General features: G+C 65.2%; 12 protein-coding genes. 7 read left to right on the top strand and 5 right to left on the bottom strand.

The window, feature by feature from the left end; all coding sequences use genetic code 11:
• Positions 1 to 216 precede the first annotated feature (216 nt).
• The 4 genes from G7045_RS14260 (at position 217) to G7045_RS14245 (ending at position 4,275) form a co-directional block, all read left to right on the top strand.
• The gene (locus G7045_RS14260; protein WP_166160237.1) at positions 217 to 621 is read left to right on the top strand and encodes a DUF3717 domain-containing protein; all 405 of its coding nucleotides are present in this window, start codon (positions 217 to 219) and stop codon (positions 619 to 621) included.
• Positions 622 to 898: 277 nt separating this feature from the next.
• A complete protein-coding gene (locus tag G7045_RS14255) occupies positions 899 to 2,602 on the top strand; it encodes a 2-isopropylmalate synthase (RefSeq protein ID WP_166160236.1) in 1,704 nt (567 codons plus the stop codon).
• A 34-nt stretch (positions 2,603 to 2,636) separates the two neighbouring features.
• The gene (locus tag G7045_RS14250; RefSeq protein WP_166160235.1) at positions 2,637 to 3,143 is read left to right on the top strand and encodes a C40 family peptidase; all 507 of its coding nucleotides are present in this window, start codon (positions 2,637 to 2,639) and stop codon (positions 3,141 to 3,143) included.
• A 28-nt stretch (positions 3,144 to 3,171) separates the two neighbouring features.
• A complete protein-coding gene (locus tag G7045_RS14245) occupies positions 3,172 to 4,275 on the top strand; it encodes a 3-deoxy-7-phosphoheptulonate synthase (protein WP_166160234.1) in 1,104 nt (367 codons plus the stop codon).
• Positions 4,276 to 4,882: 607 nt separating this feature from the next.
• Here G7045_RS14245 and G7045_RS14240 read toward each other — a convergent pair.
• Complete coding sequence (locus G7045_RS14240; protein WP_166160233.1) at positions 4,883 to 5,437, bottom strand: Spy/CpxP family protein refolding chaperone; 555 nt, start codon at positions 5,435 to 5,437, stop codon at positions 4,883 to 4,885.
• Between the two features lie 145 nt (positions 5,438 to 5,582).
• Here G7045_RS14240 and G7045_RS14235 point away from each other — a divergent pair, with 145 nt between their 5' ends.
• From G7045_RS14235 to G7045_RS14225, 3 genes are all read left to right on the top strand, one after another.
• Positions 5,583 to 6,626, top strand: coding sequence for a recombination-associated protein RdgC (locus G7045_RS14235; RefSeq protein WP_166160232.1), 1,044 nt, complete (start codon positions 5,583 to 5,585; stop codon positions 6,624 to 6,626).
• 18 nt (positions 6,627 to 6,644) lie between these two features.
• Complete coding sequence (locus G7045_RS14230; RefSeq protein ID WP_166160231.1) at positions 6,645 to 7,898, top strand: nucleoside recognition domain-containing protein; 1,254 nt, start codon at positions 6,645 to 6,647, stop codon at positions 7,896 to 7,898.
• Between the two features lie 403 nt (positions 7,899 to 8,301).
• The gene (locus G7045_RS14225) at positions 8,302 to 8,559 is read left to right on the top strand and encodes a DUF3297 family protein (RefSeq protein WP_166160230.1); all 258 of its coding nucleotides are present in this window, start codon (positions 8,302 to 8,304) and stop codon (positions 8,557 to 8,559) included.
• Between the two features lie 27 nt (positions 8,560 to 8,586).
• Here G7045_RS14225 and G7045_RS14220 read toward each other — a convergent pair whose 3' ends face one another.
• From G7045_RS14220 to G7045_RS14205, 4 genes are all read right to left on the bottom strand, one after another.
• The gene (locus G7045_RS14220; RefSeq protein WP_166160481.1) at positions 8,587 to 12,021 is read right to left on the bottom strand and encodes a DEAD/DEAH box helicase family protein; all 3,435 of its coding nucleotides are present in this window, start codon (positions 12,019 to 12,021) and stop codon (positions 8,587 to 8,589) included.
• A 209-nt stretch (positions 12,022 to 12,230) separates the two neighbouring features.
• Entirely contained in the window at positions 12,231 to 13,868 is a 1,638-nt protein-coding gene (locus G7045_RS14215) for an ATP-binding protein (RefSeq protein ID WP_166160229.1), read from the bottom strand.
• A gap of 22 nt (positions 13,869 to 13,890) precedes the next feature.
• On the bottom strand, positions 13,891 to 15,093 hold the full coding sequence (locus G7045_RS14210; RefSeq protein WP_240919241.1) for a restriction endonuclease subunit S: 1,203 nt from the start codon (positions 15,091 to 15,093) through the stop codon (positions 13,891 to 13,893).
• Positions 15,090 to 16,700 carry a class I SAM-dependent DNA methyltransferase gene (locus G7045_RS14205; protein WP_166160228.1) on the bottom strand — a complete coding sequence of 537 codons (1,611 nt, stop codon included), beginning with the start codon at positions 16,698 to 16,700 and terminating at the stop codon, positions 15,090 to 15,092. Before G7045_RS14205 ends, G7045_RS14210 begins: the two co-directional genes overlap by 4 nt.
• Positions 16,701 to 16,718: the final 18 nt, after the last annotated feature.

Here is a 16,718-nt window from a genome sequence, read left to right as displayed (position 1 = left end):
CATCGTGGACGGCGGCGAGCACAGCAAGCCGCAAGGGGCCAGCAACGCTTTGAGCCGGGCGCACGCAGGCCCAGGGCTCAAAGGTCTTGCCCAGCCGCCCGTTGGCGGCCTGACAGGCCGGAAATCGCAAAATTTCGTGTTGACGACCTGACAACGGGGGGCTACTCCCCTTTGAAGAGCCGGTATTGGAACACAGTTTTATGATGGCGCCGCCCCATGCGCCGCCCTATCCACATCACCGACATCGAAGCCGCCATCAACCACTGGCGCGCCCTGCGCCCGATGCAAGCAGGCGCCACCCTGGCGTCCGAAGTGGCGGCGCTGGCCACGCTCTACGCCCACCTGGCCTACCACCGCCGCAGCGAGGCCCTGGCCACAGAATTCAGCGCCCCAGCCCTGGCCGCCTGGCTGGCCTGGTACGAGTGCCAGAGCGACACCCCCTGCATCGCCATTTGCTCGACCAGCCAGGGCGATGCGCAGTGCAAGGGCTGCGGGCGCAGCTTTGCCGAAGTGCAGCAGTGGCTCGAACTCGACCCGAGCGAAAAGCGCGCCGTCTGGCGCCGCATCACCGCTGAGGGCCAGGCGCTGCGCTTTACGCGCTACGCCGAGCGCGCCCGCTGAACGCGCCAGCGCACAGGTGCAAACGCCTGTGCTACGATGGCCGCCCTATGCAACGCAGCCTGCTCACCGCCACCCTAGCGCTAGGTCTAGTACCTGGCCGGGGTCTGCCTGCGTTCGCCACCCTGGTTGCCTGAAAGCCCGCAGCGGCTTTTGCGCGCAACCACCGCATCCCCCCGATCCCGGCCCACACACCAGCCTTCACCTCCCGCGTGAAGGGCTGCAGGGGATGCCGCATCTTGTTTTCCAAGCATTGCCGTTTTGATTCGTGGAGCCGATCATGATTGCCCAGCCTTCCCGCAAGTACCCCGCCGCCGCCCCCATCGCCCTCACCGAGCGCCGCTGGCCCGCCAACACCCTCAGCCGCGCGCCGCAGTGGCTCTCGACCGACCTGCGCGACGGCAACCAGGCGCTGTTCGAGCCCATGAACGGCGCGCGCAAGATGAAGCTCTTTCAGGAGCTGGTGCGCATCGGCTTCAAGCAGATCGAAGTCGGCTTTCCCGCCGCCTCGCAAACCGACTACGACTTCGTACGCCGCCTGATCGACGAAGACCTCATCCCCGAGGACGTGACCCTCATGGTCATGACGCAGTCGCGCCCCGATTTGATCGCGCGCACGGTGCAGGCGCTGCGCGGCGCGCCGCGCGCCATCGTGCACCTGTACAACGCCACCGCCCCGGTGTGGCGGCGCGTGGTGTTCGGCATGAACGTGACGCAGATGCTGGCCTTCGTGCACGCGCACGTCAGCCACCTCAAGCACCTGACCGACGCCCAGCCCGAGACGCAGTGGACGCTGCAATACTCGCCCGAAACCTTCAGCGCCACCGAGCTCGACGTCTCGCTCAAAGCCTGCCAGACCGCGCTCGCCGCCTGGGGCGTGGGCCCGCAGCGCCCGGTCATCATCAACCTGCCCACCACGGTGGAAAACGCCACGCCCAACCGCTTTGCCGACCAGGTGGAGTGGATGCACCAGCACCTTGTGCCGCGCGAGCACATCGTGCTCTCTGTGCACCCGCACAACGACCGGGGCACGGGCGTGGCCGCCGCCGAGCTGGCCTTGCTCGCCGGCGCCGAGCGCGTGGAAGGCTGCCTGTTCGGCAACGGCGAGCGCAGCGGCAACCTCGACCTGGTGACGGTGGCGCTCAACCTCTACACCCAGGGCGTGCACCCGGGGCTGGATTTTTCCGACATCGGCGCCGTCGCGCGCGCGGCCGAGGAATGCACCGGCCTGCCCATTCACCCGCGCCATCCCTACGCCGGCGACCTGGTGTTCACCTCGTTCTCGGGCTCGCACCAGGACGCGATCAAGAAGGGTTTTGCCGCGCACGACAGCGCCGGCCCCTGGCAGGTGCCCTACCTGCCCATCGACCCGGCAGACCTGGGGCGCAGCTACGACGGCATCGTGCGCGTCAACAGCCAGTCGGGCAAAGGCGGCATTGCCTACCTGCTCGAACGCGAGCGCGGCATCGTCATGCCCCGGCGGATGCAGGTCGAGTTCAGCGCCGTGGTGCAGCGCGCCGCCGACGCGAGCGAGGCCGAGATGAGCGGCGCGACCCTCTGGGCCCTGTTCCAGGCCACCTACCTGCAGCAGCCCCAGGGCGTGCCGGGCATGGTGACGTACGGCGACCACCGCCTGGCGGGCGACGGCCAGCACATCGAGATCGACGTCGCCATCGACGGCCAGCGCCTGACGCTGCAGGGCCAGGGCAACGGCCCGATCGATGCCGCCGTCGATGCGCTCGGCCTGCCGCTGCGCATCCACGGCTACGAGGAGCGCGCCACCGGCAGCGGCTCGGGCGCGCAGGCGCTGGCCATCGTCGAAGCGGGTATGGACGGCCTGCCCGGCGCCACCTTTGGCGTCGGCCTGCACTACAACATCGTCACCGCCTCGGTGCAAGCCATGGTGAGCGCTGCCAACCGGCTGCGCCAGCGGCGCCAGCCACCGCAGACAGCGGCGCAGGCGCACCCCCAAGTCATGGCTTGATGCCTGGCGCGGCCCTGCGCTAAGCTCGCCGGCCATGCGTTATTTGCATTTGTTCACATCTCACCCCCGCCAGGGTTTGTTGGCCCTGGCTTGCAGCGCCTTGCTGTTGGCTGGCTGCTCCAGCGCGCCGCCGCAGCGCAGCAGCGCTGCGCCCACTGCGGCGCAGCTCTCGTCCGAGCAGTCGAGCGACATCGCCATCCACGCCCTGGGCCTGGTCGGCACGCCCTACCGCTACGGCGGCAACACGCCCGAGGGTGGGTTTGACTGCAGCGGCCTGATTGGCTACGTGTACCACAGCCGCGCCGGCGTGGCGCCGCCGCGCACGGTGGCGCAGCTGAGCCAGTTTGGCGCTGCCGTTGATGCCGATGCGCTGCGCACCGGCGATCTGGTGGTGTTTGGCGGCGCCCGGCCCAGCCATGCCGGCATCTACGTCGGCCAGGGGCGCTTTGTGCACGCGCCCTCCAGCGGGGGCGAGGTGCGGCTTGACCGCCTGAACGGCCCCTATTGGGCGCAGCAGGTGGTGGCGTTTCGCCGCCCTTGAGCGCAACCATCGCGCCACAATGGGGGTTATGACGACGAAACCCCAACCTCACCACGCCACCGCCTTGTCCACGCAAGACCGTACGCGCATCGACGATGTGCGCATCAAGGCCGTACGCCCGCTCATCACCCCGGCCATCCTCGAAGAATGGCTGCCCACGCCCGCCGCCGCGCAGCAGCTCGTGGAGCACAGCCGCGCGGCGCTCTCGCGCGTGCTGCACGGGCAGGACGACCGGCTGATCGTCGTCGTCGGCCCCTGCTCCATCCACGACCACGAGCAGGCCATGCAGTACGCACAATTGCTCAAGGAGCAGGCCGACGCCCTGGCGCAAGACCTGCTGATCGTGATGCGCGTGTACTTTGAAAAACCGCGCACCACGGTGGGCTGGAAGGGCTACATCAACGACCCGCACATGGATGACAGCTTTGCCATCAACGAGGGCCTGGAGATGGCGCGCGCCCTGGTGCTGGACGTGCTGGAACTGGGCCTGCCGGTCGGCACCGAATTCCTCGACCTGCTCTCGCCCCAGTACATCAGCGACCTGGTGAGCTGGGGCGCCATTGGTGCGCGCACCACCGAGAGCCAGAGCCACCGCCAGCTCGCCAGCGGCCTCTCGTGCCCGGTGGGCTTTAAGAACGGCACCGATGGCGGCGTGAAAGTCGCTGCCGATGCCATCCTGGCGGCGCAATCCGAGCACGCCTTCATGGGCATGACCAAGATGGGCCAGGCTGCCATTTTTGAAACCCGGGGCAACCAGGACTGCCACATCATCCTGCGCGGCGGCAAAACGCCCAACTACAGCGCAGCCGACGTGCAAGCCGCTTGCGCATTGCTGCACAAAAACGGGCTGCGCGAGCAGGTCATGATCGACCTCTCGCACGCCAACAGCAGCAAGCAGCACGCCAAGCAAATCGACGTGGCGCAAGACGTGGCCACGCAAATTGCCGCTGGCGAGACGCGCATTACCGGCGTGATGATTGAAAGCCACCTGGAAGAAGGCCGCCAGGACATCGTGGCAGGCCAGGCGCTGGCCTACGGCGTGTCGGTGACGGACGCCTGCATCAGCTTTGCCCAGACCGTGCCCGTGCTGCAGCAGCTTGCAGCGGCGGTGCGCAGCCGGCGCACCGTTTAATTTTCACATCATGAAAACCGCCCCAGGGCGGTTTTTTTACGCCTGTGTTTTTTGTTCCGGGGTGCCGCTTTGGCGCAGAGCGCCGGCGGTTTTTTTCTTCTGTCTGACTTTTCCTTCTTTGTTTTTATAAAAACATAGTGGTAGTAGTAGAAGCCGCCGATTTTTGTGGATAACCTGTTTTTTTCTTTGTACGACAAGCAGTTGCACTAATGCACAAGCTTGTGTGTGAAGCGGTGGTCGTGCTGTCACGGTTTTGGGGACAGTGGGGATGCCACCTGCCCGGCGGTGGAAAACAGGGGCCTTGTGCTTTTTTTATCCACAGAGTTGTTCTGGTCGTTGCAGGGGGCAAGGCCGTAGTGAAAGCGCTGACCTACTATCTTGTACATATGTAATAACAAAACATAGTGATAGTAATAGAGGATGCAAAATTTTGTGGATAACTCTAAATTTTCTTAGAACGACAACAAGTTATCCACGGCAAAAAGGTGTGGCAAGCCATAGGGACAGCCGTAACGCGCATTGGGTATAACTTGCGGCCAGCAGCGGGTGGTGTGGATAAACCCGGGGTTGCGCAAAAACAATCCCCAAAGTTATCCACAATTTGGCTTTATTTCTGTGCCGGAGCGCTGACCGGGGGCTTGGCGCCGCGCATGGGGCCATGGCGCGGGCCGTGGTCATGGTCGTGGCCGTGGCCGTGCATCCGTTGCATCCAGCGCAGGGATTGGGCGTCGAAAGTTTTTTGCTGCGCCGGGTTGAGCTGGGCGTAGAACGCCTTCGTGGCTTCGCCCCGGCGATCCATCTCGGCCGCATGTTGCTCGCGCAGGGTTCGCAGGCGCTCGATGCGCTCGGGGGTGGAGAGCTGCTTGAACGCCTCCATGTCCGGGCGGGCGGGCGGCTGGGCCGGCGGCTTCATGGCTTGCTGGTACTGGTTCCAGGCGTCTTCTTGCGCCGGGCTCAGCTGCAGCGCCTGTTTGAATTCGTCCATGCGCTTTTGCATACGCTCCATGCGCTGGGGGCGCGATTCTTCACGCTGCTCATAGCGCACCTGGGGATCGGGCGTGCTGGGGTTGCTCACGGGGGCCTGGGCAAAAGCCGGCAATGCCAGGGTGGTAAACAAGGCGGCAGCAGCGCCGGCAATGGCGTGGCGGGGCAGAAGGTTCATGGTGCTTTCCTTTGGTAGGTGGTGAACGATGGGAGGCAGTTTGCGCCGCTTGTGTCAAAGCTGCGTGGCGCTTGCGTGAGGCTGTGTAAAGTTCACCAGCAGGCGCGACAATCGCGCACTTTTTTCACCACAGCAGAGGATCCGCGTGTTCAAGAACATGATCGTGTACCGCATCGCGCCCACGTGGCAGATCGGTTTGGAGGCGCTGGAGGCGGCGCTGCAAAAAGCCCCATTCACCGAATGCGGGGCCACGCAAGAGCGCAGCAGCGGCTTTGTGCCGCCGCGCGGCCAGGCCCACGGGGCGCTGGCCGAGAGCGTGGGCGGCCAATGGCTGCTGCGCTTTATGCAAGAGAGCAAGCTGCTGCCGGCGAGCGTGCTGGCGCGCAAAGTGCAGGAAAAAGCCGCGCGCATCGAGCAGGAAACCGGGCGCAAGCCGGGCAAGAAGGAAAGCCGCGAGCTCAAGGACGAGGCCAAGCTCGACCTGCTGCCCATGGCGTTCACCAAGCAGGGCTCGACCTGGGTCTGGATCGACCCCAGCGCCCACACGCTGGTGCTCGACACCGGCAGCCAGGGCCATGCCGACGAGATCGCCTCGGTGCTGACCGAGCTGCTGCCCGGCTTTGCCCTGGCACTGCTCGACACCCAGACTTCCCCCCAGGCTGCGATGGCGCACTGGCTCAAGGAACAAGAGGCGCCGGTGGGCTTCTCCGTGGACCGCGAATGCGAGCTCAAGAGCGCCGATGAATCCAAGGCCGTGGTGCGCTACGCGCGCCACCCGCTCGACATCGACGAGGTGCGCGCGCACATCGACGCCGGCAAGCTGCCAACCAAGCTGGCACTGACCTGGGACGAGCGCGTCTCGTTCCTGCTCACCGAGGGCCTGCAGCTGAAAAAAATCAGCTTTCTCGACAGCGTGTTCGAGGGCCAGGACAGCGCCGACGAAGGCTTTGACACCGACGTGGCCATCACCACGGGAGAGCTGTCCAAGCTCATTCCCGACCTGATCGAAGCCCTGGGCGGCGAGGGCCGCAGCCTGGAGCCGACCACTGCAGCGCCCGCCGCCACCGCCATAGCAGGCAACACCACAGCGGGCAGCACCACAGCGCCATCCACGCGCGGGGGCAGGGGCACCGTCACCGGGCCGGCGCAGGCGCCGGTGGACACCGACCCGAACACCGCGCCGTTTTAATCTGCAAAGGGCCTGGCCATGGCGCTGAACGTGGTGTGGATTGTTTTTTTCGTCAGCGCCTGCGCCACGGCGGCGGTGCGCTGGTGGCTGGGCGAGGCGCAGATTTTTTCCCAGCTGCTGCAAGCCTTGTTCGACGGCGCGCGCGCCGGTTTTGACATTGCCCTGGGCCTGGCCGGCGTCATGGCGCTGTGGCTGGGGCTGATGCGCGTGGGCGAGAAGGCCGGCATGGTGGCGCTGCTGGCGCGCCTGGCGGCGCCGCTCTTGCGCCTGCTGTTTCCGGGCGTGCCCGCCGGCCACCCGGCGCAGGGCGCCATGACCATGAATTTCTCGGCCAACCTGCTGGGCCTGGACAACGCCGCCACGCCCCTGGGCCTGACGGCGATGCGCGAGCTGCAAAGCCTCAACCGCGAACCCGAGGGCGTGGCCAGTGATGCGCAAATCATGTTCGTCGTGCTCAACACCGCCGGGCTGACGCTGATCCCCACCGCCGTCATCGCCATGCGCCAGAGCGTGGCCTTGAAGCAGGGCCTGGGCGCAGGTTTCAACGCCGCCGATATTTTTGTGCCCACGCTGCTGGCCACGGCCATTGCCTTCATCGCCGCGCTGCTGCTCTTGGGCCTGGTGCAGCGCCTGCCGCTGTGGCGTGCGCGGTTTGTGTTGCCGCTGCTGGCGGTGACGGGTTTGCTCGGGGCGGGGGTGGCGGCGCTGGCACGGCTGCCGGCGCAGCAGGCGGCGGACATCACCGGCGTCCTGGGGGCCGCCGTGATTTTGGGATTGGTGCTGCTGTTCTTGCTCGCCGGCGCCTGGCGGCGCGTGAACGTGTACGACGCTTTTATTGACGGCGCCAAGGAGGGCTTTGGCGTGGCGGTACAGATCATTCCCTACCTCATCGCCATCCTGGCGGCGATTGGCGTTTTTCGCGCTGCGGGCTGTATGGATGCCGTTTTGACCGTGGTCGCGCGCCTGGTGGCCGGGCTGGGTTGGGACACCGATTTTTTGCCGGCGCTGCCCGTGGGGCTGATGAAGGTGCTCTCGGGCGCGGGCGCCCGGGGCCTGATGGTGGACGTGATGCAGACCTACGGCGTTGATTCCTTTCCCGCGCGCCTGGCGGCCATCATGCAGGGCTCGACCGAGACCACGTTTTATGTGCTGACGGTGTACTTTGGCAGCGTGGGCGTGAAAAACACCCGCCATGCCCTGGCCTGCGCCTTGTTTGCCGACGCTGTCGGCATCGCCGCTGCCATTGGCGTGGGGTACTGGCTGCTGCGCTGAACAAAGGCGTTGAATGGGGGCGCTGGGGCTTTCAGGGTTGTTCCTTGAAGGTATTAAAAATACATAGTGGTAGTAGTAGAGCCTTGCCGGTGCCTGTGGATAAACGGTGTTTTTCTTTTTTTGACAATGACTTGGCTTATCCACAAGGTTGGGGATCGGCCCCGGCGCCGGGTGTACCGGGTTTGTGGATAAAACGACCCGCCAGCGCCCGCCTGGGGATAGCCGGGTGCTTGTGCCGGCGTTGTGCCCGCAGTTGTCCACAGGCGCTGGTTTTTGAATAAAAAAAGGCTCTAGCGCTTATCTGGCAAGCGCGAATAGCTATTATTTTTATAGCAAACAAAGCCACCCCTGGCTTGGGCCACAATGGCGGCCTTTCGTTTTTTCGCATCTTTGAGGCCCCGCCATGAGCAACCCTGCCGACAACCTTCTGCCCCTGCCCGATCGCCTGGCGATCGACCCGCGCAGCCCGCACCACGCCGCCGCCGTGCTGGCGCAGCAGGCCGACATTGGCGTGCGGCTCAATGGCAAGGAGCGCTTTGACGTTGAGGAATACTGCGTCAGCGAGGGTTGGATCAAGGTGCCCGCCGGCAAAACCCGCGACCGCACGGGCCGCCCGCTGCTGCTCGCGCTCAAGGGCAGCGTCGAGGTGTTTTACAAATAAGCCTGCAGCCTGCAGTTCGCAAAGGGGTTACGCGGCCTGTTGGCACGCGAACTGTTGCAGCGTTTGAAACAGTTGCTCAACTTTTGCGGTTTCAAACACCCCATCTGGCCCCTGGGCGTGGATGTCGGTGAAGGGTGATTCGTAGAGCCGGTGCGCCGGCATGGCGCCGTGCTCGGTCAGGTGCTGCACGATTTCGTCGATGAACTGCAGCTGGCTGGCGCTGGCCGTGCCGGGGGCGATCAGGCTGGCAAAGGCGGCGGTGGCCGCCTCGCGTTCGAGCCCGACCAGGGAGCGGATAAAGACAGGCAGGCTGGCGTGCAGCGTGCGGGCGCGCTCGATGTCGCCGTCGCTGCCGCCAGCCTCGTGCAGCAGGGCTTCGAGCTCCTGCAAATCCAGTGCCGTCAGCGGCTGGTTGCGGCGCAGCTTGTGCAGCGCCAGGCGGTCGCCGTGGGCGTGCAAAAAGGCCCGGGCCTTGGCGCGAAAGCGCTCAAAGTCCACGGCGCCGGCCACCAGGGGCAAATCGACCTCGGTGGCCTCGCCCAGCGCGTCTTCAAAGTCGGTGTAGACCGGCTTGCGGCCTTGCTTTTCGATCAGCTTGATGAGGCCGCGCAGCCGGCGCCGCGCCTGCTCCAGCATGGGCAGGGTCACGTCTTGCCACCACTCGTCGCCGGCCACGGCATCGATCAGCACGAGCTGCTCGCGCACGCTGGGCACGTTGGCCAGCGCCAGCAGGGCGGCTGCCAGCTGCTGCACGCGCTTTTGCAGGCGCGAGAGCGCGGGCTCGGCGCGCAGCAGGGCCAGCTGCGTGCCCAGCAGCAGGGCGTCAAAGCGCTTGGCGTCCTCGTCGTCGTCGCGCACGCTGCTGGGCAGGCCGGATAGGTGCTCAGCCACCTCGGCCAGCTGCTCGGGCGTGGGCTGCTGCCAGGCGTCGGCCTGGGCCCAGGCCTCGACCCAGCGGCGCTGCGCGCGCACGACAAAGTTGGTAAGCGACATGCCGGCCACCACGGCGTGCAGCAGCGCGGCAATGTCCTGGCGCAGGGTGGATTCGGTGAGCTGGTAGTCCGGCGCAGGCGCCTCGGCCACGCCCTGCGTTTTCAGGCGCTGGTCCAGCAGGCCGATCAGCTCCAGCCGCGCATTGAACAAGCGCTGCGACAGCGGCTGCCCGAGCGCGCCCTCGCTGCCCTCCAGGTTCTGGCTGAAAAATTCCAGGTTCTGGCAGAAGTCGAAGATGAAGAAGTCTTTCTTGTCCTGCCCCGGCCCGAACAGCTCGGGGCACAGCCGCGTGCCACGCCCGAGCATCTGCCAGAACTTGGCCTTGGAGCGCACGATCTTGAAGAACACCAGGTTCACCACCTCGGGCACGTCGATGCCGGTGTCGAGCATGTCCACCGAAATGGCGATGTGCGGCGCGCTGTCCTTCTGCGCAAAGGCGTCGATCAGCGACTGCGCGTACTCGGTCTGGAAGGTGATGGTGCGCGCAAACTGGCCCCGGTACGCGGGGTAGTTGGCGTCAAAGCGCTGCTGTATGAATTCGGCGTGCTGCTGGTTGCGCGCAAAGATGATGGTCTTGCCCAGCCGGTCGCCGCCCGCCACCTTGTGGCCGCGCGCCATCAGCAGGGCCAGCATCTTGTCCACGGTGTCCTGGTTGAACAGCCATTGGTTCACGGCCTCGGCGCCCACGGCGTCGGGCGCCTCGCCGCCTTCGCCGTTGTCGTCTCCCCAGTCCAGCGCGTCCCACTGCTCTTTTTCGTCCTCGCTCAAATCGGCGTAGCGAATGCCCTCGCGCTGGAACTTGAGCGGCACCGAGACGGCGCGCGGCGGCGCCAGGTAGCCCTCGGCAATGGCGTCGTCGAGCCCGTAGGCATCGGTGGGCACGCCGCTTTCCAGGCCGAACAGGCCGTAGGTGTTGCGGTCGATCTCGTCCTTGGGCGTGGCCGTCAGGCCGACCAGCAGGGCGTCGAAGTAGTGGAAGATGGCGCGGTATTTTTGGTAGATGGAGCGGTGCGCCTCGTCCACCACGATCAGGTCGAAATGCCCCACGCCAAAGCGGCGCTGGCCCGTGCCGGCGCCTTCGTTGATCAGGCCCATCATCGTCGGGTAGGTGCTGACGTACACCCGGCCCTCGGTGGCGCGCTCGGTCACCAGGTTCACCGGCGCGCAGTCGGGCAGGTGGGCCTTGAAGGCGTTGACGGCCTGGTTCACCAGCGCCACGCGGTCGGCCAGGAACAGCACGCGCTTGACCCAGCCGGCGCGCATCAGCACATCGACCAGCGCAATCACCGTGCGCGTCTTGCCAGCGCCGGTGGCCATCACCACCAGCGCCTTGCGCTGCTGGTCGCGCTCAAAGGTTTCCAGCACGCGGCGGATGGCGCGCTGCTGGTAGTGGCGCCCGACAATGCCCGGCGCAATTGGAAGGCCCGTGGTGGGCAGGCGCGCCAGCGGCTGGCGCGTGCTGCGGCGCTGGGCCATCAGCTCCAGCTCGTCCCGCGTGTGAAAGCCCTGCACCGCGCGCGGCGGGCTGGTGGTGTCGTCCCACAGCCAATGCTCGTAGCCGTTGCTGCCGTAGAGCACCGGGCGGTGGCCGGTCTGGCGCTCCAGGCAGTCGGCGTACAAAAGGGCTTGCTGCTCGCCCTCTTTGGCACTGCGGCGCGTGCGCTTGGCTTCCACGATGGCCAGGGGCTTTTCGCCACTCCACAGCACATAGTCCACAAAGCCCTGGCCTGTGCCGTTGGGCATACCGTGCACCGGGTATTCGCGGTCGCGTGCGTCGGCCAGCGGCCAGCCGGCTTCCTTGAGCAGCAGGTCGATGAACAGGTCGCGCGTGGCGGCTTCGTCGTAGTCGTGCGCCGGGGCGGGCTGGGCGGCGTTGGCGGCCTTGGCGGCGGCGATCTCGGCGCGGTACTGGGCCAGCTTGGCGTCCAGCGCGGCGTTGCGGGCGGCGGCCTCGCGCAGCTGCGCATCGCGCTCGGCCAGGACCTGGGCTTGCCGGGCCAATGCCTCTTGCGCTGCGGCCTGGGCGGCGCGGCTGGCGGCCTGCGCCTGTGCCACTGCTGTGCCCGCTGCGGGTGGCAGCAGATCGGCGCGAAACTGCAGCGCGGCAGCAGGCCGGTCACCCACGCGGCGCGCATAGTGCTGCGCCAGCCAGAAGGCCACATGGAACAGCTCGCGCAGCGCGGCCAGCGCATCCTGCGGCGGCACCGGGCGGGTGTGGTGCACGGCCTGGTTGCCCAGGCGGCGGATCACGTCCATCTTGGCGTGCACCGCGCTGCCCACCAGCTGCTGAAAACTGGGCTCGAACAAAAACGCCGACAGGTCGGCCTTGTACGGCATACGCAGGCTGCCGCCCCGGCCCCCTTCGGCCTGGTACAGCCAGGCCACGGCCAGCTCCAGCGTGCGGCGGGCGTAAAAGCAGGCGGCGCGCGGGTCGGCGTGGGCAGCGGCCTCGGCGCGGCGGGCCTCCATCAGCAGGTCGGGCCAGTCGGGTTGCAGGAAGGCGAAGTTCGATGGGACGCTGTTCACGGGGACTCCCTCTTTGTCATCCGGTTACTGGTATCGAGCCTATTGCGGTGGTGTATTTAACCCGCTATCTGCAGTTCTATAGAGAGAACATTGCTTCAAAAAATTATATAAGCCATTGTTTTTAAACAATATTTTTCCCGTATAACACACTGCTAAAGACTGTTATGCGGTATTGCATACCAGCGAGCCCAACGGCGCTCGCCTTTGAGCGCCAGTTTGTTTTCCGCCCGCAATTCCAGCAAAAGGCCCCGTAATGCGCTCGCAGAGTGCATGGGCAGCACCTGCTGCAGTTCTGATATGGGGGCACCCTGTTCGCCCTGTTTCATCACATGCTGGAGCAAAAGGGCTTTGTTTGTGTCGCGATCCAGGCCACGTTGGCGGGTGTAAGTGCCTTTGGCACCCAGGGATGCATACAAGGCTTCTGAGAGCATGTAGCGGGTGCCTCTGCCCCTGCCCATGGACTCAATGGCACCCACGGCGATCAGGCCCGGCAGGCGCTCTTTCAATGCGGGGCTGAGCGGTTTTCCCTGCTCCAGGCACTCCAGCGCCAAATAGTCCAGTGTCGAAAAGGTGCGCAGCGTTTCCTCGCCCAGCCGCTCCATGAAGCGTACAAACGCCGGGTTGCGCACCCCGCCCTCCAGCGTCAGCCGCACTTCGTGCGTGGCGGTGCCGGCAAAGCTGGGCAGCGGCTTGCCCTGGCGCACGGCGCTTTCCATCATCAGGTTCAGGCCCTGGCCGGATCGTTCAATCAACCCGCAGCGTGCCAGGGCTTCGGCCAGGCGGCGGTTGCGCGGGTTTTGCTGGTCGATGATGTTTTCGGGCGTGATGCCCGGTGGCAGGCCGCCGGGGCTCACCACCTCCAGCCGCTTGGCAAACTGGCGCACAAAGATGGAGCCGCCCAGACGGTAGTCGCGGTGGGCCACCGCGTTCAGGATGGCCTCGCGCACCGGCACCTCGTCAAAGGTGGGCAGATCCATGCGGAAGAAGTCGTCCTGCCAGCTCTGCCGGTCGTTGCGCAGGTTGATCTTTTTCCACAGCGCGTCTTGCCAGGCGAAGAAGCCGGCGCGGTATTCCTCGCGGTCGGCGGCGGGGCCGGCGGCTTCGGACGAGCGGTATTCAAACACCAGCTCGGCCTGCGCCAGCCAGCGCGTCAGGCCCGCTCGGGAGGCAAACAGAATCAGCGCCGCATAGCTCACCTGGTCGCCCTCCACCAGCAGCTCGGCATCGCGCAGGGTTTGCAGGTCGTTTAGTTCGCGCTTGCGTGGATCGCCGCTTTTTTGGGCCCAGCGATCGCGGAACAGCGCGATGGACGCTGGCTCCAGGTCGGCCAGCGTGGCGCCGGGGCAGGGCTGGGCTGAAAAATCGGGGCCTGTTTCGGCAAACATGTCCCGCAGCTCCTGGCCGCTCAGGGCTGCCAGGTCGTCACCCGCACGCTTGAAGTAGCGGCCATCAATCTCCCACGCCGTGCCCGGCAGGCGTGGCGGAACGTGAACGATCACCACGCGCCCTTCGGGCAGCAACAGCTCCTCTACCGGAATGCGGTGCCCCAGCCGCTGGTGCAGGCCCGCCTCGGTGCGGCCCGGGTCGTCAAACGCCTGGGTGCCCACAATGCGTCGGGGCCGCTTGTCCGTCACGCCCAGCACCATGGTGCCGCCGCCCTCGTTGGCCAGGGCCACGCAGTACTTGAGCAGCTTTTCAAAGTCGTAGCGCTGCTTGGCCTCTTTGAACTCCAGGCACTGGCCTTCGGGTTCCTGTAGCCATTGTTGAAGTTGGGCGACGGAGGTGGGCATGGTGTGGCAACCGTGTGCAGGGTTAAAGCTGCCCCGCAAACGCCCGCTGCTGCAGCGAGGCAAACAGCGCACCCTGCGCGGCCAGGGCGCGGCGGTGGGTGGTTTTGAGGGCTTCGATGGTGGCGATGCGGGTGGCGAAGGTTTGTTGGAGGGGGAGGGGGGGAACCAACAGCGGAAAGCTCCGCAATTGCGTCATATTGATCGACGCAATGCCAGTGGTTTGCTTTGCTGAACGCAAGAAGTAATTTTTGCCTCGCGTGCTACCGACCAGCCAATTGAGAAACAGCGGGTGTAGCGCCGTGTGTGTAAGACGCACACGGAAAATGTGGTTCTGGTGGATGCACTCGGGCAACTCTTCTTTCCAAAGCGTGCCACGGCCCAGTTTGTCGGGGTCGCCACCTTCGGTTAACAGCAGATCGTCTTTTTTTAGCTGATAGCGAGCGATCTCGTTTTCCGTTGCCTCAATGGATTTGAGTCCTTCAAGCCGTAGTGCTTTGTCTTGAACATTGGCCACGGCGAGATAAGGCACTTCTCTCGTCGCTTTGCCGTCGAGTTTGCGGCCTTTGGTCACGCCGGAGGTGATGTCCGCGGCTTTCCCCAACGTCAAGTTGTCGGGCCAACCCCGGTCGTTGGTCACCGGGTCCCCAAACATATCGAGAAACAGGGACTGGGTGAGGCTGTCGAGCAGGGCCAGGGCGGCGCGGCGTTGGGTGCGCAGGGTTTCGGCCTGGTCGAGGATGGCGGCGATGCGGCGTTGTTCTTCCAGTGGGGGCAAAGGAACCCGAAGTTCGCCCAACTGCGACAGGCTGAGATTGGAAATCGTGCCTGTGACTGTTGAGCCGAGCATCTGGCTGCGTGCCTCTTGACTCTCAAGCCAGTGGCGCAAGTAGCTGCGTTCAATTTCTTGTGTTGGGCGAACGATGGCAACGGCCTGGTTGCAGTTCATCTCCGGCGCGTCGTGAGGAACAACGCCTGTTCTTCCAATGGTCCCTGCGATGGTGACCAGAACATCACCACCTTGAATTTGCGAACGCTTCAGTACGGTGTGAGTATTCGAGTCGATAAAGAGAGTGTCTTCTTTGAAGTTGACTTGCCCGCTGAAGATGTTTTGAACCCGCAGAAAGGGAATGCCGGAGTCCGAATGGGCATATCCCAAAGTAGTGGGTGTGGTGCCTTTCGTTATCAGTGACGACAGCGAGGCAAGTGAAGAGGTTTTGAAACTCACTTCAACATCCCCTCCAACACCCCCATCCCCCGCGCAATCTCGCCTTCCAGCGCCCGCAGCTCGGCCAATATCTCCCCCGGCGCGCGGTGCTGTACCTGCGCGTGCACCACTTCCTTGTAGCGGTTGATGCTCAGGTCGTAGCCGTTGGCCTCGATCTCGGCCTTGGGCACGCAAAAGCTTTGCGCGGTGCGGGGGCGGCTGAGTTCGGGGGAGGCCCCGGCTTCGACAGGCTCAGCCCGAACGGCCTGGGGGCCGCTGGGGTGCAGGGTGCGCCAGCGGGTCAGCAGGTCGGGCAGGTTGTTTTTGGCGTGCTCTGTTTCTGATAGCTGCTCGCGCTTGTCCAGCAAGGGCTGCAGCCCTAAAAGCTGCGCATCCAGCAGCGGCTGGCGCTTGTCGTCCAGGCTCCAGCCGTCGGCTAGGCAGTCGTAGAACCACACCTTGTCCGTGCCGCCGCTCATGGTTTTGGTGAACAGCAAGATGGCGGTGGACACGCCCGCGTAGGGCTTGAACACGCCGCCGGGCAGGCTGATGACGGCGTCCAATTTTTGTTCTTCCACCAGCTTGCGGCGCAGTTCCTTGTGCGCTTTGCTGCTGCCGAACAGCACGCCGTCGGGCACGATGACGGCGGCGCGGCCACCGGTTTTCAAGAGGCGCAGGAACAGGGCCAGAAACAGCAGCTCGGTCTTTTTGGTCTTGACGGTTTGCTGCAAATCCTTGGCCACGTTTTCGTAGTCCAGGCTGCCGGCAAAGGGCGGGTTGGCCAGGATGAGGCTGTAGGCCCCGGCGTCGCCCGCCGCGCCTTCGGCGAGCGAGTCGCGGTATTCGATGGCGGGGTGCTCCACGCCGTGCAGCACCATGTTCATGCTGCCGATGCGCAGCATGGTGTTGTCGAAGTCGTAGCCGTGGAACATGCCGCTGTGAAAGTGCCGGTTTTGCGCGGGCACGCGCAGCATGTCGGGGTGGGTGCGGCGCAGGTATTCGCCGGCGGCGACTAAAAATCCGCAGGTGCCGCTGGCCGGGTCGCAAATGGTGTCTTGCGGTGTGGGGGCGGTGAGGGCGACCATCAAATCAATGATGTGGCGCGGGGTGCGGAACTGGCCGTTGTGCCCGGCGGCGGCGATTTTGCCGAGCATGTATTCGTACAGGTCGCCCTTGGTGTCGCGTTCGTCGAGCGGGATGGCATCGAGCAGATCGACCACCTTGGCCAGCAGCGCCGGCGTGGGGATGGTGAAGCGTGCGCCCTGCATGTGGCGCGCAAAGGCGCTGTCGGCTGCCGGGCCGTTGCTCCATTGCAGGCCGCGCAGAAAGGGGAAGACTTGCTGGCTGAGCACGTCGAACATTTCCGCCGGAGCCATGTTCTTGAAGCGCGACCAGCGCATGGCGTCGTGCGGGCGACCTTGGGCGTCCACGCCCGTGGGGATGAGGCGCACGGGCTGGGTTTTGAGGCGCAGGGCCTTGTTGTCTTCGCGCGTTTGGTCGCTGTCGAGCGCGCGCAGAAAGAGCAGGTAGGTGATCTGCTCTATGACTTCGATGGGGTTGGCAATGCCGCCGGACCAGAAGGCGTTCCAGACTTGATCGACTTTGTTGCGCAGGTCGCCGGTGAGCATGGTGGGTGCAGGGGGTGG

The sequence above is a fragment of the Acidovorax sp. HDW3 genome (genome assembly GCF_011303755.1).
Classification (GTDB): domain Bacteria; phylum Pseudomonadota; class Gammaproteobacteria; order Burkholderiales; family Burkholderiaceae_C; genus Paenacidovorax.
The sequence above is the reverse complement of the archived record's forward strand: the minus strand, read 5'-3'. Positions and strand labels throughout refer to the sequence as shown.

Bases quoted from the DNA above. Each gene is read 5' to 3' on its own strand.
- G7045_RS14260 (WP_166160237.1), top strand. From the start codon at position 217: ATGCGCCGCCCTATCCACATCACCGACATCGAAGCCGCCATCAACCAC.
- G7045_RS14255 (WP_166160236.1), top strand. From the start codon at position 899: ATGATTGCCCAGCCTTCCCGCAAGTACCCCGCCGCCGCCCCCATCGCC.
- G7045_RS14250 (WP_166160235.1), top strand. From the start codon at position 2,637: ATGCGTTATTTGCATTTGTTCACATCTCACCCCCGCCAGGGTTTGTTG.
- G7045_RS14245 (WP_166160234.1), top strand. From the start codon at position 3,172: ATGACGACGAAACCCCAACCTCACCACGCCACCGCCTTGTCCACGCAA.
- G7045_RS14240 (WP_166160233.1), bottom strand. From the start codon at position 5,437: ATGAACCTTCTGCCCCGCCACGCCATTGCCGGCGCTGCTGCCGCCTTG.
- G7045_RS14230 (WP_166160231.1), top strand. From the start codon at position 6,645: ATGGCGCTGAACGTGGTGTGGATTGTTTTTTTCGTCAGCGCCTGCGCC.
- G7045_RS14225 (WP_166160230.1), top strand. From the start codon at position 8,302: ATGAGCAACCCTGCCGACAACCTTCTGCCCCTGCCCGATCGCCTGGCG.
- G7045_RS14220 (WP_166160481.1), bottom strand. From the start codon at position 12,021: ATGGAGGCCCGCCGCGCCGAGGCCGCTGCCCACGCCGACCCGCGCGCC.
- G7045_RS14215 (WP_166160229.1), bottom strand. From the start codon at position 13,868: ATGCCCACCTCCGTCGCCCAACTTCAACAATGGCTACAGGAACCCGAA.
- G7045_RS14205 (WP_166160228.1), bottom strand. From the start codon at position 16,700: ATGCTCACCGGCGACCTGCGCAACAAAGTCGATCAAGTCTGGAACGCC.